The sequence below is a fragment of the Novosphingopyxis sp. genome, from assembly GCF_965218915.1.
In the GTDB taxonomy this organism is placed as follows: domain Bacteria; phylum Pseudomonadota; class Alphaproteobacteria; order Sphingomonadales; family Sphingomonadaceae; genus Novosphingopyxis.
Genome location: NZ_OZ244708.1, coordinates 2633821 through 2660218, shown reverse-complemented (window position 1 = coordinate 2660218; position 26398 = coordinate 2633821). Strand labels below are relative to the sequence as shown.

The window sequence follows — 26398 nt, the reverse complement described above, 5'->3', positions numbered from 1 at the left end:
GACTGTCATGCGGTCCGCAACTGCCGGACCACCTGATCCAGCAACGCTCCCGTTTCGGCGTCCGATCGCAGCAGCCGCGTAACGTCTTCGCTCAGCCCGACGAAGGCGGCATCGCTGGACAGCCTTTCGCCGAACTGCTCGGCCAGCAGATTGTGGATCAGCGCATCGCCAAATTGTTCGTCCGACAGCGCGCCGAGCGCGGCCAGTTCGCGCACCCGTTCCAGCGGCTTCGTGCCGGCGACCGCCGCGCGCGGGGCGCGGGACCCTTTTTGCGACGAGCGGGCGCGGCCCATGCGCTCGAGCTGAGCGCGTAGCAGCATGATCGCCTGATCGGCTTGCGTAACCCTCGTCATCGCGGGGGTCAGTGCCTGGTGCGGCTGAACTGGTTCAGCACGAACGATGTCGGCGAGCTTCCTTCGTCCGCCATATCCGGGCTCCCGCCGCCGGCCAGCGTCTCGCATTGCTCGATCAGCATATTCATGTCGTCGTTCAGCGGCGGATTCTCGATGTTCAGGGCGATGCCGCGGCGGAAGCGGGCGATGGCGGGTCCGAACTCGTCGCGGATCATGTGGGTGAGGCCTTCCACGAACTGGCGAAAATAATTCTCCTCGGGAAGGCGCAGCAGCGGCCCCCAGGTCGCCAGCGCCTCGGACGCCTCGCCGGAGGTCAGTTCGAACAGACCCGTCTGGAACCGCGCCACCGCGAAATCGGGCGCGATTTCCAGAGCGCGCATGAACGAACCGTGCGCCTGGACGGACCGGCCATGGGCCGCGCAGAGCGAGGCGTACAGGAAATGCAGGCGCGGATCGTCCGGATGGGCCCGCAGCGCCCCGTCCACCAGCGCGAGATCGTCGGCGTCCGGGCGCGCGACGGCGGCGCTCAGCGCCGCCAGTTCCTGATCGTTCATCATGCCTTGCACTACCATTCTCCCTTCAACTCGCCCAGCAAAAGGCGCAGCCGGTCGATGCCGCTACGGTGGAGCTGCGAAATCCGCCCCTTCGACAGGCCTATGATATCCGCCGTCTGGGCAAAACTTACGCCATGGAAATAATGCTGTTTCAGAACCATCGCCTCGCGCTCGGGCAGCGTGTCGATCGTACGGCCCACCAGCGCGATCATCTCGCTCCAGGCCAGCCCCTCATAGGGGTTGGGCGCGCCGTCCGGAATCGATTCCAGCGTGATGCGGGAGGCCTTTTCCACGATCAACCCCATGGCGAGCCCCGCGGCCAGCTCGGCCAGACGCTTCAGCGCATCCCCTTCGTCGCTCGCCTTCAGCGATTCGATCCGGTCGCGCTCGGCCCGGCGCCGGGCCAGACCCTGCTGTAGCCGTTCGCTCATCTTGGGGGCGTGGTTCGCGATATTGCCGACGATGCGCCGCTTGGCGAAGCTGCGAAATCCCGCGCCGCGCAGTGGGTCGTACCGGTCGAGCGCCTGGAGCAGGCCCTCGGTCGCCCAATGGTCGAAATCGTCCCGCTCGCTGACGCTGCGATCGCGGTGGAGAAATTCGCGATAGGCGAGCCTGCGCGCGAACGGCAGATGCTGCTCGAACAGCCAGAGGCGGCTTTGGGCATCGTTTCCGTTGCGCCATCGCCGCCAATGCGCGGCCTCGACCCGCTCGGGCCGTTGCAATCGGGAAAATCCGGCGCCCTGAATCGCCGCGTTCTGGACCATCGAGTTCTGAACTGGGGCGTTCATCCGAAACTTCCGAGCACCCCTTGGAGCACCAGTGCCCAGCCGTCGATCAGGATGAACATGAGCACCTTGATCGGCAGCGCGATCGTGGCCGGCGGCACCATCATCATGCCCAGCGACAGCAGGATGCTGGATACGACCAGATCGATCAGCAGAAACGGCAGCAGGATCACGAAACCGATGGTGAACGAGACGCGCAGCTCGTTGAGGATGAAGGCGGGGGCGAGCTTCAGCAGTTCGACCTCCTCCGGGGTCGCGGGGAGCGGATCGCCCGCGATATCGTAGATCGCCTGGATGTCCTGATCGCGGGTCTGGCTCAGCATGAAATCGCGCAGCGGCACGCTGCCGTCGCGCATCACCTGCTCGATATCGGCGTTTTCCGATAGGAGCGGCTGCAGCGCGGTTTCGTTCAGCCGCTCCAGCGTCGGACCCATGGAGAACGCGGTCAGAAACAGCGCGAGGCTGAGCAGCACGGGATTGGGCGGCGTTTCCGGCATCCCGAAGGCGTGGCGCACCATCGACAGGACGATGATGATCCGGATGAAACTGGTCATGCTGATCAGCATCGCCGGCACCACCGCGAGCAGCGCGAGGATGATCGCGATCCGCACCGGTTCGGTCGTCCCGCCCGCCGCGAGCGTGGTGGCAGCTTCGGCGGGAACGGCCACCGCGGACAGCACGAGCCCGGCCATGGCCCATATTTTCGCCTTCATGGCCGATCGCCCGATATGGGCTCGTTCAAGCCGGCGCGGTCGACGTTTCGCTCTTCGAGGGTGACGAGACTGGTATCCGATATCATCACCAGGAATTCGCGCTCGTCGCAGCGCAGCAGCACCACCTCAGCGCGGCTGCTCGCCCTCCGGCTTTCGACGATCTCGATGCGCGATGGCCGGATGGACCCGCCGGATCGCAGACCGGACGCCAGCGCCTTCAGATCGATCCGCCCGCCCTGCTTGCGGAGCGCGAGAATGACCGCGACCGCGATGCCGAGACACAGCAGCAGCGCGGCGAGCACCCGCCACACCGAAACGCCAATATCCTCGCCCTGGCCCAGGGTCTGCGAAAGCGCGGCCGAGGGCTGCCATGCGAACGCCCCGCCCAAGCTGAAAGTACCGAATTTGCGCATGTGATCGGAAGGCTCAGCCCGCGATGTCGACGATGCGCACGGCGAATTTGCCGTCGAGCGAAACGATCTCGCCGGTTGCGATGACCTTCCCGTTCAGCTTGAGTTCGATGGCTTCGTTCAACGCGCGATCGAGTTCCAGCACGCTGTCCTTGGCGAGCTCGTTCAACGCGCCGATCGAGCTTTGCGCATAGCCGAGCACGGCTTCGATTTCGACCTCGACATGATTCAGCATCTGGCGGTCGAGCCGCCTGCCCGCACTGCCATCCTTGCTCAGGCTTCCGCCGCCGCGCGCACTTTCATGTTCATTATCAGGTAGTTTCATGGCAATGTCCCGGTGAGTTCGAGCGCCAGACGCCGTTCGTCGCCGCCAATCCGGCATCTGGAGTGGGCGATCGGCACGCCATCGAGGAGCAGGTCGAGCGGTTCGTCCATCGCTTTGCCCAGCAGTATGACATCGCCGGGGTGCAGCGCTTCGGCTTGGGCCAATGTCAGCTTTGCCGTGCCGAGCCTGCCGGACAGGCGGACCGTCTGATCGTCCAGCGCTTCGTCCATGGCGGCCAGAGAAGGGCGCGCGGCGGGACGCGGCAGACGCGCTTTCGTCAGGCGGACGAACAGGTTTCCGGCGACGGCGAGACGCGCGAACATCTTGCCATTTTGCCAGTTGAGGTCGCAGCCATGGCAATCGGAGCCTGTCCGAACCGCGCCCGATTTCCATGGCTCTGCCGTATCGTAACCGAACGCTTCTGCGAGACTGACCATCAGATCGGCGCGGCAGCGGTCGGCAAGCTTGCGCACCAGCTCGCGATCGTCGTCACGCAGCCTGCTGTCCGTGACGGGTTCGCCAAGCAGCGCCGACGCCATCGCCTCGAAGGTGCCCGAGACCAGCCCGATCCACAATGCGCCGCCATCCAGCCCCCACCGCGTATCGCAATCCTGGGGCAAATCGGTGACAGGCTGCAGCGGTGTCGGTGCAACTGCCGAGGAGCGAAACCATTTCGCCGACCAGCGGGCGGACACCGCCGAGACGATATCGTCCAGTCGCTGCGGATCGATAGCCGAAGGCGGCAACCAGGGCTCGGCGGCCGTCATCAGCCCTGGCCCCTGATGCCGAACAGCTGCTGGATCATGTCGTTCGACACGCTGACGATCTGGGACGAGGCCTGGAAGCCGCGCTGGATTAGAATGAGATCGCCGAACTGCGCGCCCAGATCGACGTTAGACGCTTCGAGCCGGCCGGATACCACATGGCCGACGCGCGGATCGCCGCTGGCCAGAAAGCTCTGCTGCCCGTGGCCCTTATATTCGAACCGGCCGCCGCCCAGCTGTTCGAGCGCGGCCAGATCGCGAAAGTCGGCGATGGCGACCGCGCCGAGATCCGCTTTCTCGCCGTTCGAATAGGCAATCTCGACATGACCCTCGGCATTGATATTGAGGCGACTGATGCTGCCGACGCCATGGCCGTCGACCGACGCCGTCCGGAGCGAAGACACCTCGCCCGACGAGTAGGACGAAACATTTTCGGAAAAATCGAAGATGACCTTCGGCCCGTTCTTGTCGCTGCCGAATTGCAGCTTGGCGGTTTCAGGGTCGATGACGCCGTTCTTGAAGCGCAACAGCTGGGTTCCGATCTTCTTCGAATCCCCGTCCGTGACCTTCACGGTCCAGCTGTCGGGCTGATCGGGATTCTTCGTAAAGGCGATTTGCCAGACATGCTCCTTGCCGGCCTTGTCGTAGACCTTGACGTCGCCGATCGAAAAATTGGTCGCCGTCGAGGAAAGATTGTCCGAGAATGCGATCCTGGTCGTCGGCGCCGGCTTGCCGGTCCGCACGCTGTCGATGTTGAGCGCTACGGGAGCTCCGCTGTCGCCCAGCGTCGCGAGCTTGAGATCGGTCCCCTGCAGCACGATGAACCCGTCCTCGTTGACCGAAAAGCTGCCGGTGCGGGCATAGCTGAGATCGCTGCCGTCCATCAGCACCAGAAATCCCGCCCCGTCGACCGACAGGTCGAGGTCGCGGCCGGTCGAGCGCAGCTCGCCTTGCGCGAAATTGATCGTGCTGCCGCCGAACGTCACGCCGTTTCCGCCCCCTTGCGCGTTGCCCGCATAAGCCAGGCCGTTGCCGCCCTTGGTTCCGTAAACATCGGAAAAGCTGACGTCCGACGCCTTGAAACCGGAGGAATTGAGGTTGGTTACGTTGTTGCTGACGGCGGTCAGGCCTTTTTGATAGGCGGATAGGCCGCTGAGGCCGATATAGATGGCACCGAGCATATTCAGTTTCCTTCCCTGATCTGCGACACGGAGCTCAGCGCGATATTGCTGATCGTCTGCCCGTCGCCGGTTTCGATGGTGACACGCGGATTTCCGTTTTCGAACGAGATCGCCCGCACGACTCCGGAAATGGTTTGCGCGCCCGCAGGGACATCGACGGTGCGGCCGAGCAGCCCGGTCGCCTGCGTCGTCGCCTGCGCGCTGACCAGTACCTGCAATTTGTCCGACATGGTCTCGGTCTGCTGGATCTGGGAGAATTGCGCGAGCTGGGAGACGAACTGGAAATTGTCCATCGGCTTCAGCGGATCCTGATAGGTCAGCTGCGTCAGCACGATCTTGAGCAGGGAGTCAAAGCTGAGGCCGAACGCTTCCTTGGCCGAATCCGCGGTCGATTGCGGCGGCTGCTGCGGCGTGGGTTCGACCGGGTTTACCGGGGCGACTTGCATCAGTTCCTCTCCTGTGACTGGCCGTCGGAGGCCGCGCGGCGACCGTTCACGACGAGCGCGGCCTCGCTTAATCCCAGTTCTTCCAGCAGGCTTCGCGCCTCTTCGATCAGGCTCTCGCGCTGCTCCTCCGAAAGGCCGTCCGCGCGCACGGCGACGATCATTCCTTCCGGTCCCTTTTGCAGCGAAATACGCACGGAGTTCTGATTTGCTCGATGCAATGTCGTTGTCCTGCTCGCGAGCTCCGTCGGACCCGGGCGATTCTCCGCAAACTCGGCTGTAACCGGCTGTCGCGACGCGAAAGCGGAGACCGGCGGGGGTCCGCCGGGCATCGGCCGGGCGGAAGTATCGGCTTGCGACATCGGATGTGGCGGTGTCGTCCCCATCGATTCCGTCATCCCGGCCATCCATGCCCGAACCGGCGTATCACGCCGGTTCGGACCGGCCGAAAAATCCGTGTCGGCCGTGATCGGGACCGGAACTGCGCCGGCACGGTCGCCATATTTCGGTAGCGTACCGCAAGCGTCGAACTCCGGTGGAGCGGACTCGCCAACCGCATCGATCGCTGGCGCCTCACGCTTTACAGGGCGCCCGAAAAAGCCGGTCTCGTTGAACATCATGGCGCGGTCGGAGGACGTCGAGACCTCGGCGTTTTCGTCCAGAGAAGTCACGCGCTGCTTAAGCCCGCTCAGCACGCGCGCGAAATCCTCGGATGCGGTCTGGTCGGGTTCGCCCGGTGCGGCACTCCGGTTTTCGTAGGCCGGACCGGCGACATCGGTCGATGGTGCTGAGGATATCACCGCTTTTTCCCCTTTGCTGCGTGGCGGTCGGCCATGTCGGCCAGCGCAATTTCCTCGCGATGCTTTTGCAACAACCGAAGCGATCCTTTGCTCATATCCCTCACAACCCGCCGCTCGCCCTCCGCACGCGCTTTTTCGTTCAGACTGCGCTCCGCGATATCCCGGCGCTGGCGGTGAAGCGCCTGCGCCGCGATCATCTCGGTCTCCGCGCCGACGAGCGTTGAGGCCAGCCAGCCCGTCATCGCGGGGTCGAAACCGGGGCGCATAACCCCCTCGCTCCACGCGCGTTCGGCATCGCCGAAAGCGGCGCGCTTTTCGGACAAGCTTTTGCCTGCTTCATCGAGGCTATCCTTGGCGTTTTGGAGCGTCTGATCGGCAAGCCGCGCCTTTACATCCTTCACTTGCCCTGCAGCGCGCAAAGCACGGAGCGTATCGGCGCGCGTCATGCCGGTTTCCCTCCGGTTAGCGCGATCAGCTGGTCGAGGCATTCGTCCCAGCCTGTGGCCCTGTCCTCCTGCATCAGAAAAGGAAGCGCCCGCCGGCGAAGCGACACCGCCTCGTCGAGTTCCTCGTTCGTGCCTTCGCGATACAGGCCGGTCTCGATCATGGCCCGGGAGTCTTCATAGACAGACAACGCCGCGACCAGCTTGCGGGCCGCCGCTGCATGAGAACTTCCACGAAGCTGCGCGGCATTTCGGCTGATGCTGCGCACGACGTCGATTGCCGGATAATGGGACATTTCGGCGAGCCGGCGCGACAGCACGATATGCCCGTCGAGCAGCGACCGCATCATCTCGGCGACGGGATCGTCCGCATCGTCGGTTTCGGTGAGGACCGTGAAAAAGGCCGAGATCGCGCCGCCGTCGACGCTCGCGCCGCAGCGTTCGACGAGCCGCGGGATCGCGGCGAACACATTGGGGGTATAGCCGCGCACCGTCGGCGGCTCGCCCGCCGCTAGACCGATCTCGCGCAACGCCATGGCGGCGCGGGTGGCGGAATCGACGATCAGCGCGACATGCTCGCCGCGGTCGCGCCAATATTCGCTCAGGCTGATCGCGTACCGGACCGAACGGGCGCGCATGGCGGCGCTTTCGTCCGATGTCGCGGCGACGAGTGTCGAAGGAACCGACTTCTTTTGCCGGAGCATGCGCCAGAACCGCTCGACCTCGCGGCCGCGCTCGCCGACCAGGCAGACCACCAGGCGGTCGCATTCGACTTGCCTGACGAGCTGTTCCACGAGCGAGGTCTTGCCCACACCGCTGGCCGCGAAGATACCGATGCGCTGTCCCACGCCCAGCGTCAGCAGCGCGTCGATCGCGCGAACCCCGGTCGGCAGCACCGTTTTCGGATCGGTGCGCCGCATCGTGCCGAGCGGCCGGCCCTCGATCGGCATCCACGCATCGGCGCGAATTTCGTCGAGGTCGTCGATGCTGCGTCCCAACGCGTCGACGGCGCGGCCCGCGAAGCGATCGCCGACGCCGACCGATGCGCTGAAATCGCCCGAACGGACGGATGCGTTCATGGCGACGGAGGGTGACGGTTCGAACGGCATCAATACGATCCGGTCTTCGTCGACCGCGGCCACTTCCGCCGCGAATTCCCCACCTCCGCGTCCGGTTATCCAGCATAGGTCGCCCACGCTGCTCATCGGCCCGTCCGCTTCGATGAAATTGCTGCGCATCCTGCGCACCCGACCGGTCGCGGCGGTGAACTGCGTCGCCGCGATCCGGGACAGCATGGCGGAACAGGCGTTCATCCGCGCGTCCCCAAAGTCTCGAGCAATTCGGACAGCCGCGCCCATTGGACGGTGGGCGAGGCGTCGATCCTGCCGAGCTTCATGTCGAAATGGCAGGCCCCGGACGGCAGCTCTGTTCTTATTTCTATGGCGAGGCCTTCGAAGCGCTGGCGCAGCGCATCGAGTGCGCCGTCATCGGCAAAATCCTCACCGCTGAGCCGCACGCGCAGGAGCAAATCCTCGTCGAGATCGGCGAGCTGCCGCGCGAGCGCGGCCTCGACCAGCGCGGTCATGCCGGCATCGGGCTCGAACAGCCGGGCGAGGGCGGCTCCGGCCAATCGGGGCGCGGCCAGCGACAGTTCCTCGAGCGCGCCTTGCTGCGCCTGCAGCGCCTGGGAAATCCCGTCCGCCACCGCCGCGATATGCCGGCCGGTCGCCTCGTCGGCGGCGGCCCCGCCTTTTTGAACGCCCTTGGCATAAGCCGCGTCCTTTTCGCCCGCCGCCGTGACAAGCGCCGCTTCGAGATCGGCGATGCGCCTCTGCAAAAGCTCGGCCTCGCTGGATGGCTGGAGCGAGGGGGAGAGCGCTGCCGAAGAGGCGGCGGCGCTCGCGCGCTGCGGCGAGAATGCCAGCACGGCGCCGCTTTCCAGCCCCCTCAGCAACGCGCTCATCGGTGCTTGCGTCCGAACGCGCGCAGCGATTGTTCGAACAGCGAGGGCCCGCGCGACGGCGCTTCCGCAGCGCCCGGCCGGTCGTATCCGGCTTGCGCGCTCAGCAGGTCGCGCACCGCTGGGGTCAGTTTCGCCTTCGCCTTGTCCGCATCCTCGATCAGCGCGCGCAACCAGGGCGAATAGTCCGGAGCGGCGGTTGCTTGGTCCTTCGGGATCGTCCCCGATGCAGGAGACATCATGCTGCGCAGCAGGTGTTCGGCCGCGCGCCGCCGATCCTTCGGAACGTGACGCAATATCGCTTTACGGTCGCGTCCCGGCAGGCGCGCGAGCCGGTCGGCCAGTTCGGCGTCAGACGGCTGCATGGCGCTCGTCCTGGTCGCGGTCGAGCCGCTGGCCCAGCAGTTCGGCGAGCGAGCGGCTCTCCTCGTCGCTGAGCACGCCGCGACGGTTCCACAGGCTGAGGAGCAGAAGCGCCGCCGCCAGCGCCGCGGCCAGTAGCAGATAGGGCCACATTCCCGTCCCGCCGTCTGGAACGGGCGGCTCCTGGGCATAGCCGCCCTGCTCGGCCGATGCCGGCAACGTGGACGCAGCGGCAAGCGTGTCCGAGCTGATCGAACCGACCGCGAAGCGCAGATTGTCTCCCAGATCGCGGTCGAGTGCGAGGGCATCGACGACCCGTTGCTCGACGATCGCCCTGTCTTCCGAATTGATCTCGCTCGACGATGTAATTTCGACCGAAAGGCGGAAATTGCGCTGATCCGCCGTCATCGGGCTGCCCAATGCCTGATCCGTGGATGGCGCTGGGGAATTTCCCGCGGGAAAGGCATGGACCGCCAGCCGATAATGAAATCCCGGAAGGACCTGGCCGATGGCGGTGCGAGCACGGGCGGCATAATATTGTTCGAGCGCGCTCTGCTCGCCCATTTCGGCGAAGCCGTCGGCGGCGACCGGCGCGGCGCTGACGACGCGGCCGTTCTTGTCGAGCACGGCCACCTCGTTCTCGGCGAGATCGGGCACGGCGAAGGCGACGAGCCGCTGGATGCCCTGCACGCGGTCCTCCGCGATCGCCGCGCCGCGTTTCATGTAGATGGTGATCGCCGCCTTCGGTTCGGATTGCGCGCGGCGGAACAGCGTGCGTTCGGGCAAAGCGAGATGTACGCGCGCCGTCTCGATGCCGTCCATCGCCATGATGGTGCGCGCAAGCTCGCCCTGCAGCGCGCGCTGATAATTGATCTTCTGCGCGAATTCGGTGAGCCCCATGTCGGATTCGTTGAACAGCTCGAACCCGACGTCGCCATTGAGCTCCAGGTCTGCGCCCGCCACCGCCACGCTGGCCTCGTTCAGACGATCCTCGGGGACCGAGATGCTGGTCCCGCCGTCGCCGAGCTCCTGCGGCACGCCCTTCTTGTCCAGCGCTTCCACGATCGCCGCAGCGTCGGAGGGCCGCAGTTCGGTGTAGAGCACGGCGTAATCCGGTCGCAAGAACAGGAAATAGGCCAATGCCAAGGCCGCCACGCAGGCCGCGAAGATGGCACCGATCACGAAAAGCTGGCGTCGTTCCGAGGTCATGTCAAAGGTCCGTCAGATGATGCGTCAGAGCTGCATGTTCATGAGTTCGCGGTAGCCCTCGACGAGGCGCGCGCGCACCTGCATCGTCAGTTCCATCGCCATGCGCGCCTCCTCCAGCGCCATCGTCACTTGGTGGACCGGCACGCTGTCGTCGACCGCGAACTGGCGTACGAGATCGTTGGCCGTGGATATCTTGCCGTCGACATTTTTGAGGCCGGCCATCAGCACCGACTGGAAATCGGCGCCCGCAGGCGCCTGAGTCTGCGCGATATTGGGCAGTCCTCCGATGCCGAGCTGACGGATGAGCGGGGATGCGTTGTCGATTCCCACGGCGGAAACGGGTTGAATTGCCATTAGCCTGTCCTTCCGAATTCCAGCGCCTTGCTGTACATTTGCTGTGCGATGCCGAGCGCTACGAGATTGGCCTCGTAAGCGCGGGCGGTCTTGATCATCATCGTCATCTCGCCGGCCTGATCGATGTCGGGATAGGTGACGAAGCCGTTGGCATCGGCGTTCGGATTGCCGGGTTCGTGCACGCGGCGAACCTGGCCGCGCATCGCCTCGATCGCCTTGATCTGCACCCCGCCCGGCTGGTCGGACAGCAGGTTCGCGAATTCGCCGCGCGGGCCGGTGATCATCCTGAGCGGCGCGTAGACTTCGCCCGACGCGCTGCGCGACGTGCCCATATTGGCGAGATTCTGCGCGATGAGCTGCAGACGCTGCCATTCGACGTCGAGCCCGCTGCGGCTGATGGCCATGGCTTCCACGATCACTGACCTCCCATCACGGAGGCGCGGCTGATCTGCATCTGCCGGCCAAGCACGTCGAGCAATGCGCTGTAGCGCAGCGCCGTCTCGGACGCGGTCGCCAGTTCCATGTCCACGCGCAGCTGTTCGCCGAACGCCGCTGCCGGCGCGCGCGCCATTCCCGGCCTCACGTTGCCGATATCGGCCAGGGTTCCCTGCGCTGCGGATTTCAGCGCGGTCTCGAAGCTGACGATCCAGGGGCGATAGCCCTCGGTCCCGACATTGGCGACGTTTTCCGCGGTGGCGACCGCGCGCATCGACAGGCCGTCCAGGGCCTTGTGGATGAGCGCTACGGAAATCTGGTCCATGTCATGTCCCCCCGGTTGATGGTCATTGCACCACGATTTCGGCGTGGAGCGCGCCCGCGGCCTTCATCGCCTGCAGGATGCTGATGGTGCGCCGCGTGTCGATCCGCGCGCGGGCGAGCCCTTCGGCCAGATCGGCGACGGTCGAGTTCGGAAAGCTGACGACGGCGTTGTTGAAGTCCTGCTCGACGGTCAGGTCGGTATTGGTGATCGCCAGGCTCCTCACGTCGCTGGCGAAGCCGCCGATGAAGCTGGGCTGCGACGCCTCGACGTCGCTGCGCACCGTGACCCGGATGTCGCCCTGCGAAATGACCACGCTGGAAATGCGCACGTCGCTGCCCGCGACGATGGTTCCGGTACGCTCGTTGATGACGATCCGCGGCGTGCGCTCGGGCGATACGGTCAGGGCCTGAAACTCGGCGATGAACGCGGCCAGTCCTTCCGCTCCGCCGCGCGGCCGGATGCGCACGTCGTCGGCATTGCGCACGGTGGCGCTGCCGAAGCCGAAGCGCTGGTTCACCCGGTCGGCGATCCGCTGCGCCGTGGCGAAATTGGGGTTGGTCAGCAGGAAGCCGATTTCCCCGTTGATCAGAACATTGGAATCCACCGGCGTCTCCACCATCGCGCCGCCGGGAAGCGTGCCGCTGGTGGGATAATTGCGCTGCTGTGCATTGAGGTTCGCCTCGAAATTATAGCCGCCGACCGTGAGCGAACCCTGCGCCAGCGCATAGGGGCGCTGGTCCGGCCCCAGCAGCGGCGTCATCAGCAACGTGCCGCCGGCCAGGCTGCGGGCGTCGCCGATCGACGACACATTGGCATCGATCCGGTCTCCCACATTGGCCGAGGCCGAGATCACCGCGGTGACCATCACCACCGCCACGTTGCGGCTGCTGATCTGGTCTTCGGTGACGTTCGTGCCGAGCCGGCTCAGCACGTTCTGCAGCGCCTGGCGCGTCACGCCGCTGCGGCGCGTGTCGCCGGACCCGGCGAGGCCGGTCACCAGGCCGTAGCCGATCAGCGAATTGTCGCGCCAGCCGTCGAGCCGGCCCAGCCCGGAAATCGGCACTTCCTGGGCGGCCGACGGGGCGGGGATCACGGCGAGCATCGCGGTCAGGAGCAGGGCGAGAAGGCGCATCAGCCGAGCCCCAGGAAGCTGAAGATGCGGTTGATCAGGCCCGGCTTCGCGCTGCGGCTGACATAGCCCTTGCCGTCATATTCGATCTGCGCGTCGGCGATCCGCGAGGAGAGGATGACGTTGCCGTTCCCGATATCCTGCGGACGGACGCGCCCGCGCAGCCCGATCAGGGTCTTCTCGCCGTTCACCAGCATGTCGTGGCGCCCCTCGACGAGGAAATCGCCGTTCGGCAGGATCGCGGAAACCGACACGCTGATCGTGGTGGCGAGCTGTTCGGAACGGCGGGCCTCGCCGCGCCCGGCATAGCCGCCGCCGATCCGCAGGCGGCCGCCCTCGTCGATACCGCCGACGTCGAGATCGCCCTGCAGGTCGGTCCGCTTGTTCGAGCTTTGCTGCGCGGTCGTGGTCGCGCTGCTCCTCTGATAGATGATCACGGTCACCAGATCGCCGACCTGCGATGCGCGCAGATCGGTGGCCAGCGAAGGAAAGCTGCCGCCGCGATAGAGATTGTCCGCCCGGGCGGACGCGGGCAACGCGGCCAGCAGCGCGGCGCAGCACAGCAGGGGTAGCGTTTTCATCGGCTCGTTCCTTCGTCGGCGTTCGCCAGCTCGATCGGAAAGACGTTGCCGTCCGCATCGGTCACGAACAGCGGCGTGCCCGCTCGGCCCGGCTGGAGCGCGCGCACGGTGCGCTCGATGCGGACCGGGCCGGCGATCGACAGCAAGGTGATGTCGTCGCCGGCATCGACGGTGAAGCGCGGCAGGGTCAGGCGCCCCAGATAGGCTCCAGTTTCGATCGCTTCGCTTGCGCGGATGGCACCGGTAACGCGATCATAATCCAGTGCAGGGCGAGGTGCCTTGTCGCGGCATGCCGCTGTTTCCAGCATATCGGTGTCGATCATCGCGCCCGCTTCCACCGCGCGCGCCAATATCCAGCAGCTTGCGGTAGCCGGAGCCGCAGCCTCGGAAGCGGGCATCCGGGAAGCGGGCAACGCGGACACGGGGTCCGGCGAAGCAAATGCCAGGATCATGAAAGCGGTTGTAAACATTGCCTTGTCGTCAGCTGCGCAGGTTGTTGGCGAGGCCGGCGAGCTGGTCCGCGGCCTGAACGACATGCGCGTTCGCGGCATAAGCGCGCTGGACGATCATGAGCTTCACCATTTCCACGGTCAGATCGACATTGGAGCGTTCGATGGATCCTTGGGCCAGGAAGCCGAGCCCGTCCTCACCCGGCGCGCCTGCCGTGAACCGGGCGTCATCGGCTACCCGATAAAGCCCGCCATCGAGGCGCTCGAGCGCTTCGGCATTATCCACCCGCACCAGATCGATCCGTCCGAATTCGATTTTTTCCTCGCTATCAGGAAGGCTCCCGCTGACGACGCCGTCCCGACCGATTTCGAGCGATGTGGCGTCGTCGGGTACGCGGATCGCGGCACGCAGCGCGAGTCCGTCCTGCGTGGCAAGCAGGCCGTCTTCCCCGACCTTCAGTCTGCCGCCGCGCCAGAGAAAAGTCTGACCGTCGGGACCCATGATCTCGATGAACCCCTTGCCGCTGATCGCCAGGTCGAGCGCGTCGCCGCTATTTTGCAATTCGCCTTGCTCGAACAGAGAGAAGTCGGTCGAAGCGCCGACCCCGCCGAATATCTGTTCGCCCGCAACGCCGGAACCGGCGATCAGTTCGGAGAAGCGCATGTTGGCGCGTTTGAAGCCGGGCGTGTTGATGTTGGCGATATTGTTGGCGATGGTGTCGAGCGCGCGCTGCTGCGAGCTGAGTCCGATGGACCCGATATGGAATGCACCGTTCATTTATTTTCCCCCTCAGGAAAGGCCGATCTCAGGAAAAGGCGTTGATCGCCTTGCCGGACAGCTGGTCCCAGATTTGCGCGACGCGCGCCTGGCTTTCGGCCTGCCGCATCAGCAGCATGATCGACGCCATCTCGTCGCCGAGCGATACGTTCGAGCGTTCGTACATGCCCTGCCGCAGCATCGTGCCCTCCGCCGGCTCGATGGCGGCGGCGGCCGAAGCCTCGAAGAACGAGCCGCTGACATTGGTCATCCCGGCCGGATCGGGCCGGAAGATGCCGATCCGCGCGACGGGCAGGCCGTCGTCGAGGATCGTGCCGTCGCCGCGGATTTCGACATCCTCCCGGTCGAGCGCGATATCCTCCCCGTCGGTGGACTGGAGCACGAAGCCCTGTGCGTTCACGAGCGTGCCATCTTCGGACCGGCTGAGCTGCCCCCCACGGCTGTACATATATCCGTCGCCGGCGCGGAACAGCAGGAAGCCCTCGCCGGACAACGCCAGGTCCAGACTGTTGCCGGTCTTTTCGAATTCCGACTGATTGAAGTCCGATCGAGACGAACCGGTCGACGCCGTGCCAAGTGCCAGCGTTTTCGAAGAAGAAACCGCCGAAGCATCGCCGTTTCGACCGGTTACGACGCCTTCATACGCCATGAGCCGCTTGTAACCGGGAGTCGAAATATTCGCAATATTGAGCGACGAGCGCTCCAGATATTGCTGAATATTGGATATACGACTCCCGATTACGTCGATGAACCCGGCCATTACGCCACTCCCCCCTTGCCCGCTATAAGAACTATAGCGAGTCGGTTTTTCGTCAATCCGAAAAATTTACTTATCGTGGGCAAAAACCTATCGACAAAACCGCAAATACCCGATTCACTGGGAGTCGATACTTCCTTTATTCGATCCAGATCGGACATAATTTGCCTCTGGCCATAGACTCCGCACGTGTGCGCGGGTCTTTTCGATGGCTCGGGCAGCCGGATCGGAGTGGCGACTCGCGCCGTGCGACCACTGAAAAAAATTTCTTCGAAGCCCTAAACTTTTCGCGCGACCGTCGGATCAATATTCCCACACGCCATCGCCGAACCTGTCGCGATGGCCATGAGGGGAGCTACGCATGGTTGCGATTTTCACCGGTTCGTCCGCGGGTCTTTCCCAGAGTTCCGCCGCGACGCTCGGCGCCGCCGGGCTGCTGGGTTCGGCGGCGCAGGGGCGCGGCGGCGAACAGATTTCGCTGAACGCGGCGACCGGCAACCTCGTCATCGCCCGTCAGGACGAATTCCTGGTCGGGCTCGGACCGGACCTCGCGGTTTCGCGGACCTACAACAGCCTCGCCCAGGCGAGCGACGACAATGGCGATCAGTGGCGCCAGAGCACCGACCGGCGCATCTTCGGGCTGACCGGAACGGTCAACACCGCCGGCAGCACGATCCGGCGCGTCGCCGGCGACGGCGCGGTTACCGATTATGTCTGGAAGGGGAGCTATTACGAAACCACGGACGGCAGCGGTGCCCATGATCGGCTGAGCTTTGCCGGCGGAACCTGGACCTGGACCGACGGCGACAGCCGGATCACCGAGCTTTACGCGGCAGGCAACGCGTCCGAATGGCGCATCACCGAGCAGAAGGACAGCGACGGCAACAAGCTGACCTTTGCCTATGCCGGCGACAAGCTGACCCGCGTCACCACCGCCGACGGCGGCTACACCGCTTACAGCTGGTCGGGCAGCAACATCACCAGCATCGTCACCGGCTATAAAAATGGCAATGTGACGCAGACGCTGACGCGGACCCGCTACAGCTATGACGATCACAACCGGCTGAGCTTGGTCACCACCGATCTCTCGCCCGAAGACAATGCGATCGCCGACGACAGGACCTACGCCACCGGCTACCGCTATGTCGGCTCCACCAATCGGATCGCCTATATCGGGCAGACCGACGGTTCGCGCGTCGATTTCACCTATGACGACAGCGGGCGCGTCACCGAGATCAGTCAAACCGTCGCGTCCGGCGAAACGCGCCTGACGCAGCTATATTATTTGTCCTCCTATACCGCCGTGATCGATCCCGAAGGCAATCGCACGCGCTTCTATAGCGATGCCAACGGACAGCTCACGCGATTGCTGGATCCCCACAGCCGGAACACCTATTTCGCTTACGACCCGGCCGGAAATCTATCCACCGTCACCGATCCTTCCGGTTCGGTCACCGCCTATGCCCATGACGGCAACGGCAACATCACCCAGATCACCGATCCCAACGGCAATGTCACCACCCGCGAATATGACGCGAACAACAATCTGATCCGCGAATATAACCGGGGCTCCTCTGCCACGGAAAGCGAAACCTGGAATATCAGGCGCTACGCTTACGACGCCGAGAATCATTTGCGCTATACCGTCTCGGGCGAGGGACGGGTTACCGAATATGTCTATGACGCCGTCGGCAACCGGACTTATCAGATCGACTATCCCGAACAGAACTACCAGATCGGCAACAACTATGATCCCATCGGCGAAGCCGATCTCGACGCCTGGCGCGATGCGATCCCCGATCGCAGTTCGGTCAAGATTCTGCAGTATATCTACGACCCGCGCGGCAATGTGAGCCGTACCGTCAATTACGGTTCGGCAACCGCCGCCGGCGCGGCCTCGATTTCGGCGGGATACAGCTCGGTCTGGTACGGTTACGACCAGGCCGGCCAGTTGCTGTCGCGCTACAATGAGGGCGAGGCCGCCGAGACCTTTCTCTACGACGGGCTGGGGCGGATGGTCTCCACCACCGCCGCCGATGGCGGAACGACGTCGATCCTGTTCCAGGACAGCGCCATCCGGACGGTGATCACCTCCGCGTCCGGGCTGACCACCACCTCGGTCTACAACAAGGCCGGCGATCTCGTCAGCCAGACCGAAAGCGGCGCGCTCGTCGAAGGCGACACCGCCACATATCGATATGACGCCAACGGGCGCGTCCGCGTCGCGACCGACGCGACCGGGCGTAGCAGCTATTTCCTGTACGACGCCCTGGGCCGCAAGACCGCCGAGATCGGCCATGACGGGCAGGCCACGAAATATGGCTATGACGCCGACGGCCGGGTGATCGTGACGATCCGCTATTATAATGCCGTGACCGCCGCGAACATGGCGCTCCTCGCCGATCCGGCGAACAGTCCGTCGGTCGATTCGATCCGGCCGAAAAGCAACGGCGCCTACGACATCTGGCAATGGACCGTTTACGACGAGGGCGGCCGCGTCATGCAGACCATCGCGGCGGACGGCGCGGTCACCGATTACGGCTACGACAAGGCCGATCGTCTGATCTCGACGAAATCATACGCGACCAAACTGGACGCCGCGGCGGTCTATGCGCTCAAATCGGAACTGCCGACAGCCCCCGTCACCGTCACCGCCGATCCCGCCCTGGACAGCCTCGTCCGTCATTTCTACGATCGCGACGGGCGGTTGATCGGCACGCTGAATCCCGAGGGCTATCTCACCGAATCGGTCTACGATGCGGCCGGGCAGAAAGTGCGCGACATCCGCTACACGATCGTGACGCGGGACGGTTACCGGGAGACCCAGAGCTTAAGATGGCTGCGCGACAGGGTCGCGCCCGATGCAGCCGTCCATCAACGCACCAACTATGTCTATGACGGCCAGGGACAGCTGATCTTTACGGTGGATGATGACTTCAAGGTGAGTCAGTTCAACTACAATGTCGCGGGCAAGGTGACCGACTTACTGCAATATGACGGCGCGATCGATCCCGGCACCACCGATTTCAGCTATGACAATATCAGGGCCGTCGTCATCGATGCCGATCTTTACAGCCAGGGCGCGCGGCGCCGCAGCTTCACCGTCTACAACGCGCTGGGTCAGGTCGCTTACGAGATCGACGCCACCGGGGGGGTGACCGGGTTCGTCTATGACGGTTCCGGCCGGGTCGCCAAGACGCTGCGGTTCGCCGCCCGATACGGGGCGAGCACGCTCAAGCCGGTCGGGGATCTGGACGCATGGGCCGCCGCCAACGGCGCGGATGTGCGCATCGACTGGAACTATTATAACGCGCGCGACGAACTGCGCTGGACGATCGACGCGGAAGGCTATGCCACGCAGATCGATTATGACGCGGAAGGCCGCGTCACCCGGCAGGCGCGCCATCCGGTCAAGCTGGCTCCGACCGACAGCTGGACGGCCTTGACCCTGAACAACGCAAACAAGGGCATCCCCGCCGAGACCCGTTTCGCCTATGACAATCTCGGGCGGCTGAGCGACGTCACCGATCCCGCCGGCATCCACAGCTCCATCGGCTATTATGCCAATGGCGCCAAGCAATATGACATCCGCGCCCATGGCGAAGGTGTGCAGGAAAGCCGCACGACCTATTCTTACGACGCCGCGGGCAAGCTGATCCAGCAGACCGATGCGCTGGGCCAGAGCACGTCCTATGCCTATGACGGCCTCGGCAATCTGGTATCGCTGACCGATCCGCGCGGCAACATCACCGGTTTCACCTATGACCGGAACGGACAGGTTCTGACCAGGACCGATGCGCTCGGCGGCACGACCGCTTTCCAGTATGACGCGCGCGGCAATGCCGTCAAAACCACCGACGCGCGCGGCAATGCCTCGCTCAATTATTATGACGGCTCGAACCGTCTGATCCTGTCGGTCGACGCAGAAGGCTATGGCACGCGCACGACCTACAACAATTTCGACGAAATCGAGAGCGTGACCCGCCTTTACAATCGGGCATCGGGAACGCCGGCGGTCGGCACGCAGCCCGCTTTCGCGCCGCACGACAACGACGCCGCGACCAGTTTCCTCTACGACCGGCTGGGCCGCCTGGTCAAAACCACCGATGCCTTTGGAGAATATGAAAGCTACACCCTCGACGCGTTCGGCCAGCGCATCGCGGTCCGCAACAAGCTGGGCGGCGTCACCACGAACGCGTTCGACAAGCGTGGTCTGCTCATCGCCGAAACCACGCCGGCGGACAGCTATGACGCCAATGGCGTCCGCCTCTCCACCACCACCACCAACCGCTTCGAATATGATTCGCGCGGCAACCGCGTCAAGATGATCGAGGCGGACGGTCTGCCGGAAGAGCGCACGACCTTTTATGGCTATGATTTGATGGACCGGCTGGTGCGGACCGTGGGGGACCAGGTATATGTTTATGCCCAGGGCGATACGAACAACCGCCAAAAGATCGCGCTCACCGAAAACTATGCCTATGACGCCCGCGGCAATCTCATCGAGAGCGTCGATCCCGTCGGCGCGCGGACGCTCTATTATTACGACGCGCTGGACCGCGTCACCCATCAGATCAGCGCCACCGGCACGCTGACGCGCAATTTCTACGACGCGAACGGCAACGTCGCCGAGACGCGGGTATATGCCACGCAGGTCGCTTTGCCCGCCGCCGGGGGCACCCCGCCGAACGGATCGGGCCCCGATCGCCGTACGCTGTTCGTCTACGACGGCAACGACCGCCTGACCGAATCCAAGGTCCCCTCGGTCCAGACCGGCAGCTATGTTTCGTCGCTGGCGGTACAGGTGCAGGACCTGTCGACCCGATACAGCTATGACGCGGCCGGGAACGTGCTGACGATCACCGATCCAAACGGTACGAAGACCTATAATTATTATGACCGGCTCGGGCGCAAGAGCGTATCGGTCGATGCCGAAAACTATCGCACCGACTGGAGCTACGACGCCGACGGCAACGTCCTGAGCGAACGGCGCTACGAAGCGCGCGCGGCCGCGGCCACCATCGCCGCGCCGCCCGCCGTCGCCAGGAACGACAATTCCGATCGGATCACGAACTTCACCTATGACATGAACGGACGCCGCCTCACCGAAACGCGGCTCAAGGTGCTGGTCTACAGCGCTGGCGGCGCGGTCCGCCAGGATTCCACCATCCATTATTTTTACAATGCGCTTGGCCAGGTGATCTCCAAAAGCGAGGCGACCGGCGAATATAGCGCCTACCGCTATGACGACAGCGGCCGGCTGACGCAGGAGCGGCGCAGCGGCTATGCCGGATATGGCGGCCCGGTCACCCCGACGGTCGATTATTTTTACAACGGCCTGAACGATCTGTCCCGCGTCCAGCAGGCCGACCGCGTCACTCGCTATATATACGACAAGCGCGGCCGGCTCGCCCAGACCATCGATCCCACCGGCTTTTCGCGCAATTATGGCTATGACGCCGCCAGCCGCGTGACGCGCGAAAGCTATGTCCGCGCCACGCCCGCCGGAAACAAGAGCGAAGGCATCGGCTATATCTACGATCTGGAGGGCCGCGTCACCAAGCAGGGGGTGATGCAGGCGGACAGCGCGGGCTGGTCGCTCGGCGCGGCCGGTTCGCTGACCGGGGCGAACGCCGCCAGCGACGTCACCAATATCCGCTACAACGCGTTCGGAGAGGTGACCGCCCGCGGCATCAACGGCCTGCAGGAACGCCTCGACTATGACGATGCGGGCCGGCTCTGGCGCACGACGTCGGAGGACGGCACCTGGAAATATTTCCTGTACGACGCCAACGGCAACCAGTCGCTGACGGTCGCGACGGCGGGCGCCGACATCGCGAACAAAACGATCGCCCAGGTGCTGGACATGTTCGGCGGCGCCGCGCTGGTGCATGCGGCCGATGTCGACGGCGTCAACGCCACGCTGACCCGTTACGACAAGCGCAACCAGGCGATCGTCGTCCGCGAGCCCCGGCGCCAGCTGTACAGCACCAAGTTCACCGATCTCACCACCACGCGCAGCTACAACGCGTTCGGCGAAGTGGCCGGCGAGACCGATGCCAGAGGCGCCCGGATCGATTACAGCTACAACAATATGGGCCGCCTCATCCGCACCGAAAGCCCGACGGTCCAGATCACGCTCGCCAACGGCAGCACCCAATATGTGCGGCCCGCGGAGGACAATTATTACGACGCGTCGGGCCGGCTGATCGCCACGCGCGACGCCAACGGCGGCTACGCCAATGGCGGCATCGCGGGCGCCGGCACGTCCAAGGTGGCCGATACGGGCAATCTCACCCGCCGCTCGCTGCTCGCGGGCACCGGCTATGGCGGCAGCGAGGCGCTGGTGACCGCGATCACCTTTGCCGACGGCGGCACCGTCAACACCCTCTACGACGTCCACGGCAACGCCCGGACGGTGACCGACCAGATCGGGCGCGTCACCACGCAGGGGTTCGACGCGCTGGGCCGGGTGACGCAGGTGAACCATGCCGGCAATCTGGTGGAAACCTTTACCTATGACGGGCTCGGCCAGCGGGTCACCGCGAACGACAACAACCAGACGAGCACGGTCGGCGAGCGGATCTATTACGACCAGCAGGGCCGCGTGGTGGCGCGGGTCGAGAAGGGCGGGGACACCACCACCATCGACTATGCCTGGGACGGGTCGCTGTGGAACGGCAAGACCGAGGGCAGGGGCGGGTGGCGCACGGTGACGCAATATGCGAACCTCAAGACGATGACGGTGGAGGCGGATCTTTACGGGCGCGATCTGAAGCGGGTCGATCTGGGCGGGCATGTCAGCACGCTGAGCTACGACCGGGCGGGGCGGCTGACCCGGGAGGCGGTGAGCTATGGCGGCAAGGGCGTGGGCGACGACTATGCCTGGCTGAACACGGGCCGGCTGGACGGGGTGGTGCGGACGTGGCGATCCGGCGACGGCGCGCTCCACCGCCAGAACGCGGTCTATCGCTACGACGCGGCGGGCAACAAGACCTACGAGAACACGGTGGAGACGGTGGGCGGCGCCGCGCGCACGATCCAGAACCAGGGCGCCTCCTACGACGCGCTGGGGCGGATGACGTCCTGGTCCCAGGGCGGCGACGGACCGCCCAGGGCCTCGACCGCCTTCGCCTACGACGCCAACGGCAACGTCCGGCGCACCTACACGCAGTACCGCCCGCTCGATGCGCAGGGCAACCCGGCGGGCAGCGCCTCGTACCGCGACTATTATTACGCGTTCGACAGCATGAACCGGCTGGTGACCGACAAGGGCCAGCTGGTCGGCGGGGCGATCCGGCGCGGGTGGACGGGCACCGACTATCTGTACGACGTGGCCGGGCAGCGGGTGCGGGCGGTGAACACGGCGTGGCGCGAGGCGCACTATCAGGTCTATGGCGATCAGCGCGCCGCCCCGCCGCCGCCGCCGGATCAGGCCGCTGCGCAGGCCGGCGCGGATACCGACAACGAGGCGGCGCTGCTGCTCGCCCAAATCGCCGCGGAGACTCTCGCCGAAGAGACTCTCGCCGCGCAGGCTTCGGCCGCGGGGCTTGCCGCCACCGATGGCGCGGCGCTTGCCATAGCCGACGACGGCGGTGCCGAATACGGCGCGGACGACGGCGCGGCGCCGGCCGGCCTCGACGAGACGGCGGCGGTTCCGGACGAGGCCACGCTGCTGCGCCTCGCCGCGCTGCGGGCCGAGGCGGAGGCGCCCACCGAAACCGGCGCCCAGGCTCCGGACGCCCAAGCTCCGGACGCCCAGGATCCGGACGCCCAGGCTCCGGACGCTCAGGGCGGAGCGTTCGCGCCGGGGCCGGAGGCGGACCGGGTGTGGGTGCCGGGCGAGGATCCGGCGGATACCGAAATATGGCCGGACCTGCCGCCCACGATCGCGGACGCGCGGCCCCTGCCGGGGAACCCGGTCGACGCCGAAACGCCGGGGACCCCGGTCGACGCCGAAACGCCGGATATCCCGCCCTACGCCGCCCCCCTCGACGCCGCCCCCCTCGACGCCGCGCCGCTCTACGCCGCGCCGGAGGCGGCGACGTCGCCGGCTTCCCTCGCCGGCGACCCGCCGCCCGCCGATCCCGGCACCGATCCCCAGGGCACCGATCCCGGCACCGATCCGCAGGGCTACGTCCCGCCGCCCACGCTTCCCGACCCCGGCGACGGCGACGGCTGGCATGTGGCGAGCGACTGGTACGAGGCCGAGGTGCGCGAGAGCTATGGCTACGACGCGGCGGGCAACCTCGTCAGCGTGCGGGTCGCGGCGAGCGGGTACGAGGACAATCATGACGGCAGCTACACGGTGACGCCGCCGCCCGGCACCGGGGTGCTGCGGGCGGGGTACGGCTATGACCGGCTCGGGCGGCAGACCACGCAGATCGACTATGAGGCGAACGGAACCAGCGTCGCCTATCAGAAGAAGACGACCTGGAACGGCAAGGGGCAGGCGGTGTACGAGGCGGTGATCACCGCGCGCGCCGACGGGGTCACCCGTTCGGACACGACCTATTCGTTCGTCAAGCCCGACGGCAGCGGCTACGCGCTGGGCGCGCCGGTGCTGGCCGAGACGGCGAACTGGAAGGCCGCGCCGGGCGCCACCGGCATGATCGTACAGCCCTCCAGCCGTACCGAGACCGACTATGTCTGGTTCGACGGCGCGCGGGCGAGCGCGGTGCGCTACCGGGCGGATACGAGCAAGCCGGCCGTGTTCACCACCGCCTACGACTACGGCATCGACGGCGATCTGGGCGGGATCACGGTGAACGACGGGCGGCCGCGCAGCATAAGCTACGTCACCGACGTCAACCGGCAGATCGTGGCGCGCGACGAGTCGGACTCCAGCGCCGCGACGGTGGGCGATCCGCACGAAATCTGGTATCGGTTCAACGGCGTCGAGATGGGCTACACCGGCAACAACGGCACGGGCACGTCGGCGCAGGTGGCGGGGATCACCAGCGAATACGCCGCCTCGATCGCGGACCGGCAGCGCGGCGAACCGTCGCCGACGAGCCAGGGCGGGGCGTTCCGGCTGGGCCATGCCAATGGCGCGGCCGACTTCGAGCAGTCCTCGGCGCCGATCACCAGCTACGATCAGGGCAGCGCGGCGGGCGAGTACACCGTGCGCGGCGGCGACACGCTGGCGGGCATCGCGGCGGGGCTGTGGGGCGATGCGAGCCTGTGGTACAAGCTGGCGGAGGCCAACCCCGGCACCGCCGCCGGCGCGCTGACCGCGGGCCAGCGCCTGCGGCTGCCGTCCGGCGTGCTGCGCGCGACGTTCAACGCGTCGACGTTCACCCCCTACGACCCCGCGAACGGCATCGGCGACGTCCAGCCGACCACCCCGCAACCGCAAAGGGCGGGGCACAAGAAGGGCTGCGGCGGGCTGGGCACGGTGCTGCTGGTGGTCGTCGCGGTGGCGGTCGCCGCCATCGCCGGACCCGCGATCATCGGGGCACCGGCCATCATCGGAGCGAACGGCGCTGCCGTAGCCACCGGCCTCACCGCCTCGCTCGGCGTGACCGGGGGCGCGATCGTGGGCGGCGCGATCACCGGCGCGCTCGCCTCGGCCGCCAGCCAGGCGTTCGGCGTGGCCACCGGCATCCAGGACAAGTTCTCGTGGAAGGGCGTGGCATTGTCGGCACTGTCGGGCGGCGTGGGCGGAGGCCTGGGCGCGGCGCTTCCCGGCGGCGGCCTGGCGGCCACCGTCGGCCGCGCGGTGGCGGGCAGCGCGCTGACCCAAGGCATCGGCGTGGCGACCGGCCTGCAAGGCAAGTTCGACTGGGCCGGGGTCGCGGCGGCGGGCGTGGGCGCGGCGGCGGGGCGGTTCGCCGGCGGCCGGACCGGGATCGGCGGACTGGCGATCGGCGCCGACAGCCTCGCCAGCGCGGCGGCGCGCAGCCTGATCACCGGCACCAGCTTCGGCGACAATGTGGTCGCCACGCTGCCCAGCGTGATCGGCCGCGGCGTGACTTCCGCGCTGGGCACGCCGCTGTGGCAGCGGGTCGCCGAGGCCCGCGCGCAGGCGAGCGGCGGCGGTGGTGGGGGCGGCGGAAGTGGCGCGGCCTGGTCGCCGGGCGGCGGTAGATATAGCGACTTAGGCCTGCCCGGCTATCTCCAGAGCCAGGGCATCGGCGTGCCGACCGGCCTGGCGGCGCTGCGCTCCGGGCTTACCGTCAACGCCGCGGGCGGCTGGCTGGACTCGCCCGGTTCGTTCCTGCGGAATCTGAAGGAATTCGGCAGCGGCATCGTGTCGGGGCTGACGGACTGGCTCGATCGAGACGGCGACGGCACGGTCGAGTGGAACGACGATATCGTGGTGCGTGGCCAGCGGTTCGTCGATACGGTCAGTGTCGCCGCCGATCAGGTTCGCGGCAAGGTGGTCGATGTCACCCGCTGGGCCTATCACGGTGCGGAACGGGCACTTGCTCCGGTCACGGCCTATTACGGCAATGTCTACCGGAACACGATTGGCCCCGGCACGAGCTACGACAGAGTTGTCGCGCGGCCGGTCAACAATGTCGTTTCCGATATCGCTTATGATGTCAGCCGCATTCCCGGCGATCTGCGCCGAATGGGTGGCGCGCTGGCGCAAGGCAAGATCGGCTATGTGCTGGGCGGACTGCCGCCGACCCTGGGCGGGGGCGCGGTGTCCACCGCGTCCGGCCTCACCAGCGCGGCGGGCCATCTGTTCCGCGTGGCGGGCCGGACGGCGCCGGCGGCCGCGCCGGTGGTCACCGCCACCTTCACCACCGCCGAAAAGGGCATATTGGCCGAAGCCCGCGCGTCGAGCACGCTGTCGCGCGCGGGCTACACGCCGCTCGCCGCCCGCCTGCCGCGCAACCAGGGGTTCGACGGCGTGTTCGTGCGCCACGGCCCTTCCGGCGCGATCGACGACATTATTATCACCGAGAGCAAATATTCGACCTCCGGTTACGCCAGTCTCGCGGAGTCGAGCAAGGGGGTGCAGTTGTCGAGACCATGGCTCGATAAGAATATTTTGCTGATGAGAGATGCTAATGATCCAGCAGTGCGTGCTACATATGACATACTTTTTTCCAACCGATCGATAATTCGCACAAAAGCTAATATTTTAACTCCGGATAATATCAATCGTTGGAATCGCATTAAATTACCGCCGAGCTAGGATCGAACATGCACAAACGTGATCTCAAACACTACCCTGAAATCTATGTAGAGGAAATCTCAAGAGAACCTCCAAGGGCAGCGCAAGCTAGGATTTGGGCTGCGGATTCTGAGCGTGATCGAAAAGGATATGAAACAT

At 65.6% G+C, this 26398-nt stretch carries 24 protein-coding genes; 1 reads left to right on the top strand and 23 read right to left on the bottom strand.

Translation table 11 applies throughout. From position 1 onward, the window contains the following. Positions 1-5: 5 nt before the first annotated feature. From ACOQPC_RS12540 to ACOQPC_RS12430, 23 genes are all read right to left on the bottom strand, one after another. Entirely contained in the window at positions 6-353 is a 348-nt protein-coding gene (locus tag ACOQPC_RS12540) for a hypothetical protein (protein WP_420606060.1), read from the bottom strand. Between the two features lie 8 nt (positions 354-361). After that, complete coding sequence (locus ACOQPC_RS12535; protein WP_420606059.1) at positions 362-925, bottom strand: tetratricopeptide repeat protein; 564 nt, start codon at positions 923-925, stop codon at positions 362-364. Next, a complete protein-coding gene (locus ACOQPC_RS12530) occupies positions 919-1695 on the bottom strand; it encodes a sigma-70 family RNA polymerase sigma factor (protein WP_420606058.1) in 777 nt (258 codons plus the stop codon). Before ACOQPC_RS12530 ends, ACOQPC_RS12535 begins: the two co-directional genes overlap by 7 nt. After that, a complete protein-coding gene (gene fliP, locus ACOQPC_RS12525) occupies positions 1692-2405 on the bottom strand; it encodes a flagellar type III secretion system pore protein FliP (RefSeq protein ID WP_420606057.1) in 714 nt (237 codons plus the stop codon). Before fliP ends, ACOQPC_RS12530 begins: the two co-directional genes overlap by 4 nt. Then, positions 2402-2818, bottom strand: coding sequence for a hypothetical protein (locus tag ACOQPC_RS12520; protein ID WP_420606056.1), 417 nt, complete (start codon positions 2816-2818; stop codon positions 2402-2404). The genes fliP and ACOQPC_RS12520 overlap by 4 nt, the downstream gene beginning before the upstream one ends. A 13-nt stretch (positions 2819-2831) precedes the next feature. Further along, positions 2832-3140 carry a FliM/FliN family flagellar motor switch protein gene (locus ACOQPC_RS12515; RefSeq protein ID WP_420606055.1) on the bottom strand — a complete coding sequence of 103 codons (309 nt, stop codon included), beginning with the start codon at positions 3138-3140 and terminating at the stop codon, positions 2832-2834. Beyond that, positions 3137-3907, bottom strand: coding sequence for a FliM/FliN family flagellar motor C-terminal domain-containing protein (locus ACOQPC_RS12510; protein WP_420606054.1), 771 nt, complete (start codon positions 3905-3907; stop codon positions 3137-3139). Before ACOQPC_RS12510 ends, ACOQPC_RS12515 begins: the two co-directional genes overlap by 4 nt. Continuing rightward, entirely contained in the window at positions 3907-5085 is a 1179-nt protein-coding gene (locus ACOQPC_RS12505; protein WP_420606053.1) for a flagellar hook-basal body complex protein, read from the bottom strand. The genes ACOQPC_RS12510 and ACOQPC_RS12505 overlap by 1 nt, the downstream gene beginning before the upstream one ends. A gap of 2 nt (positions 5086-5087) precedes the next feature. After that, positions 5088-5531, bottom strand: coding sequence for a flagellar hook assembly protein FlgD (locus ACOQPC_RS12500; RefSeq protein WP_420606052.1), 444 nt, complete (start codon positions 5529-5531; stop codon positions 5088-5090). Beyond that, on the bottom strand, positions 5531-6223 hold the full coding sequence (locus tag ACOQPC_RS12495) for a hypothetical protein (protein ID WP_420606051.1): 693 nt from the start codon (positions 6221-6223) through the stop codon (positions 5531-5533). The genes ACOQPC_RS12500 and ACOQPC_RS12495 overlap by 1 nt, the downstream gene beginning before the upstream one ends. A 101-nt stretch (positions 6224-6324) precedes the next feature. After that, entirely contained in the window at positions 6325-6774 is a 450-nt protein-coding gene (locus ACOQPC_RS12490) for a hypothetical protein (RefSeq protein ID WP_420606050.1), read from the bottom strand. Beyond that, positions 6771-8084 (bottom strand): FliI/YscN family ATPase, encoded by a 1314-nt coding sequence (locus ACOQPC_RS12485; RefSeq protein ID WP_420606049.1) that lies wholly within the window; start codon positions 8082-8084, stop codon positions 6771-6773. Before ACOQPC_RS12485 ends, ACOQPC_RS12490 begins: the two co-directional genes overlap by 4 nt. Next, complete coding sequence (locus tag ACOQPC_RS12480; RefSeq protein ID WP_420606048.1) at positions 8081-8734, bottom strand: hypothetical protein; 654 nt, start codon at positions 8732-8734, stop codon at positions 8081-8083. Before ACOQPC_RS12480 ends, ACOQPC_RS12485 begins: the two co-directional genes overlap by 4 nt. Then, positions 8731-9096: a hypothetical protein gene (locus ACOQPC_RS12475; RefSeq protein ID WP_420606047.1), complete on the bottom strand. Its 366-nt coding sequence runs from the start codon at positions 9094-9096 to the stop codon at positions 8731-8733. Before ACOQPC_RS12475 ends, ACOQPC_RS12480 begins: the two co-directional genes overlap by 4 nt. Continuing rightward, positions 9083-10303, bottom strand: coding sequence for a flagellar basal-body MS-ring/collar protein FliF (fliF, locus tag ACOQPC_RS12470; RefSeq protein WP_420606046.1), 1221 nt, complete (start codon positions 10301-10303; stop codon positions 9083-9085). The genes ACOQPC_RS12475 and fliF overlap by 14 nt, the downstream gene beginning before the upstream one ends. A 24-nt stretch (positions 10304-10327) precedes the next feature. After that, a complete protein-coding gene (gene fliE / locus ACOQPC_RS12465) occupies positions 10328-10657 on the bottom strand; it encodes a flagellar hook-basal body complex protein FliE (protein WP_420606045.1) in 330 nt (109 codons plus the stop codon). Beyond that, complete coding sequence (flgC, locus tag ACOQPC_RS12460; RefSeq protein ID WP_420606044.1) at positions 10657-11061, bottom strand: flagellar basal body rod protein FlgC; 405 nt, start codon at positions 11059-11061, stop codon at positions 10657-10659. The genes fliE and flgC overlap by 1 nt, the downstream gene beginning before the upstream one ends. An 11-nt stretch (positions 11062-11072) precedes the next feature. Then, the gene (locus tag ACOQPC_RS12455; protein WP_420606043.1) at positions 11073-11417 is read right to left on the bottom strand and encodes a flagellar basal body rod protein FlgB; all 345 of its coding nucleotides are present in this window, start codon (positions 11415-11417) and stop codon (positions 11073-11075) included. A gap of 22 nt (positions 11418-11439) precedes the next feature. Then, a complete protein-coding gene (flgI, locus tag ACOQPC_RS12450; protein WP_420606042.1) occupies positions 11440-12549 on the bottom strand; it encodes a flagellar basal body P-ring protein FlgI in 1110 nt (369 codons plus the stop codon). After that, positions 12549-13127 carry a flagellar basal body L-ring protein FlgH gene (locus ACOQPC_RS12445; protein WP_420606041.1) on the bottom strand — a complete coding sequence of 193 codons (579 nt, stop codon included), beginning with the start codon at positions 13125-13127 and terminating at the stop codon, positions 12549-12551. The genes flgI and ACOQPC_RS12445 overlap by 1 nt, the downstream gene beginning before the upstream one ends. After that, entirely contained in the window at positions 13124-13450 is a 327-nt protein-coding gene (locus tag ACOQPC_RS12440) for a hypothetical protein (RefSeq protein ID WP_420606040.1), read from the bottom strand. Before ACOQPC_RS12440 ends, ACOQPC_RS12445 begins: the two co-directional genes overlap by 4 nt. 157 nt (positions 13451-13607) lie before the next feature. Further along, a complete protein-coding gene (locus ACOQPC_RS12435) occupies positions 13608-14354 on the bottom strand; it encodes a flagellar hook-basal body protein (protein ID WP_420606039.1) in 747 nt (248 codons plus the stop codon). A 28-nt stretch (positions 14355-14382) separates the two neighbouring features. Then, positions 14383-15114, bottom strand: a complete 732-nt coding sequence (locus tag ACOQPC_RS12430; protein ID WP_420606038.1) for a flagellar hook-basal body complex protein — start codon at positions 15112-15114, stop codon at positions 14383-14385. 358 nt (positions 15115-15472) lie between these two features. Between ACOQPC_RS12430 and ACOQPC_RS12425 the strand changes: the two genes are divergently transcribed. Beyond that, entirely contained in the window at positions 15473-26260 is a 10788-nt protein-coding gene (locus tag ACOQPC_RS12425; protein ID WP_420606037.1) for a hypothetical protein, read from the top strand. Positions 26261-26398 lie beyond the last annotated feature (138 nt).

Bases quoted from the DNA above. Each gene is read 5' to 3' on its own strand.
- fliP (WP_420606057.1), bottom strand. From the start codon at position 2,405: ATGAAGGCGAAAATATGGGCCATGGCCGGGCTCGTGCTGTCCGCGGTG.
- ACOQPC_RS12500 (WP_420606052.1), bottom strand. From the start codon at position 5,531: ATGCAAGTCGCCCCGGTAAACCCGGTCGAACCCACGCCGCAGCAGCCG.
- ACOQPC_RS12540 (WP_420606060.1), bottom strand. From the start codon at position 353: ATGACGAGGGTTACGCAAGCCGATCAGGCGATCATGCTGCTACGCGCT.
- ACOQPC_RS12445 (WP_420606041.1), bottom strand. From the start codon at position 13,127: ATGAAAACGCTACCCCTGCTGTGCTGCGCCGCGCTGCTGGCCGCGTTG.
- ACOQPC_RS12535 (WP_420606059.1), bottom strand. From the start codon at position 925: ATGGTAGTGCAAGGCATGATGAACGATCAGGAACTGGCGGCGCTGAGC.
- fliF (WP_420606046.1), bottom strand. From the start codon at position 10,303: ATGACCTCGGAACGACGCCAGCTTTTCGTGATCGGTGCCATCTTCGCG.
- ACOQPC_RS12505 (WP_420606053.1), bottom strand. From the start codon at position 5,085: ATGCTCGGTGCCATCTATATCGGCCTCAGCGGCCTATCCGCCTATCAA.
- fliE (WP_420606045.1), bottom strand. From the start codon at position 10,657: ATGGCAATTCAACCCGTTTCCGCCGTGGGAATCGACAACGCATCCCCG.
- ACOQPC_RS12435 (WP_420606039.1), bottom strand. From the start codon at position 14,354: ATGAACGGTGCATTCCATATCGGGTCCATCGGACTCAGCTCGCAGCAG.
- ACOQPC_RS12455 (WP_420606043.1), bottom strand. From the start codon at position 11,417: ATGGACCAGATTTCCGTAGCGCTCATCCACAAGGCCCTGGACGGCCTG.
- ACOQPC_RS12490 (WP_420606050.1), bottom strand. From the start codon at position 6,774: ATGACGCGCGCCGATACGCTCCGTGCTTTGCGCGCTGCAGGGCAAGTG.
- ACOQPC_RS12520 (WP_420606056.1), bottom strand. From the start codon at position 2,818: ATGCGCAAATTCGGTACTTTCAGCTTGGGCGGGGCGTTCGCATGGCAG.
- flgC (WP_420606044.1), bottom strand. From the start codon at position 11,061: ATGGCCATCAGCCGCAGCGGGCTCGACGTCGAATGGCAGCGTCTGCAG.
- ACOQPC_RS12530 (WP_420606058.1), bottom strand. From the start codon at position 1,695: ATGAACGCCCCAGTTCAGAACTCGATGGTCCAGAACGCGGCGATTCAG.
- ACOQPC_RS12480 (WP_420606048.1), bottom strand. From the start codon at position 8,734: ATGAGCGCGTTGCTGAGGGGGCTGGAAAGCGGCGCCGTGCTGGCATTC.
- ACOQPC_RS12515 (WP_420606055.1), bottom strand. From the start codon at position 3,140: ATGAAACTACCTGATAATGAACATGAAAGTGCGCGCGGCGGCGGAAGC.
- ACOQPC_RS12485 (WP_420606049.1), bottom strand. From the start codon at position 8,084: ATGAACGCCTGTTCCGCCATGCTGTCCCGGATCGCGGCGACGCAGTTC.
- ACOQPC_RS12475 (WP_420606047.1), bottom strand. From the start codon at position 9,096: ATGCAGCCGTCTGACGCCGAACTGGCCGACCGGCTCGCGCGCCTGCCG.
- ACOQPC_RS12510 (WP_420606054.1), bottom strand. From the start codon at position 3,907: ATGACGGCCGCCGAGCCCTGGTTGCCGCCTTCGGCTATCGATCCGCAG.
- flgI (WP_420606042.1), bottom strand. From the start codon at position 12,549: ATGCGCCTTCTCGCCCTGCTCCTGACCGCGATGCTCGCCGTGATCCCC.
- ACOQPC_RS12425 (WP_420606037.1), top strand. From the start codon at position 15,473: ATGGTTGCGATTTTCACCGGTTCGTCCGCGGGTCTTTCCCAGAGTTCC.
- ACOQPC_RS12440 (WP_420606040.1), bottom strand. From the start codon at position 13,450: ATGATCGACACCGATATGCTGGAAACAGCGGCATGCCGCGACAAGGCA.
- ACOQPC_RS12430 (WP_420606038.1), bottom strand. From the start codon at position 15,114: ATGGCCGGGTTCATCGACGTAATCGGGAGTCGTATATCCAATATTCAG.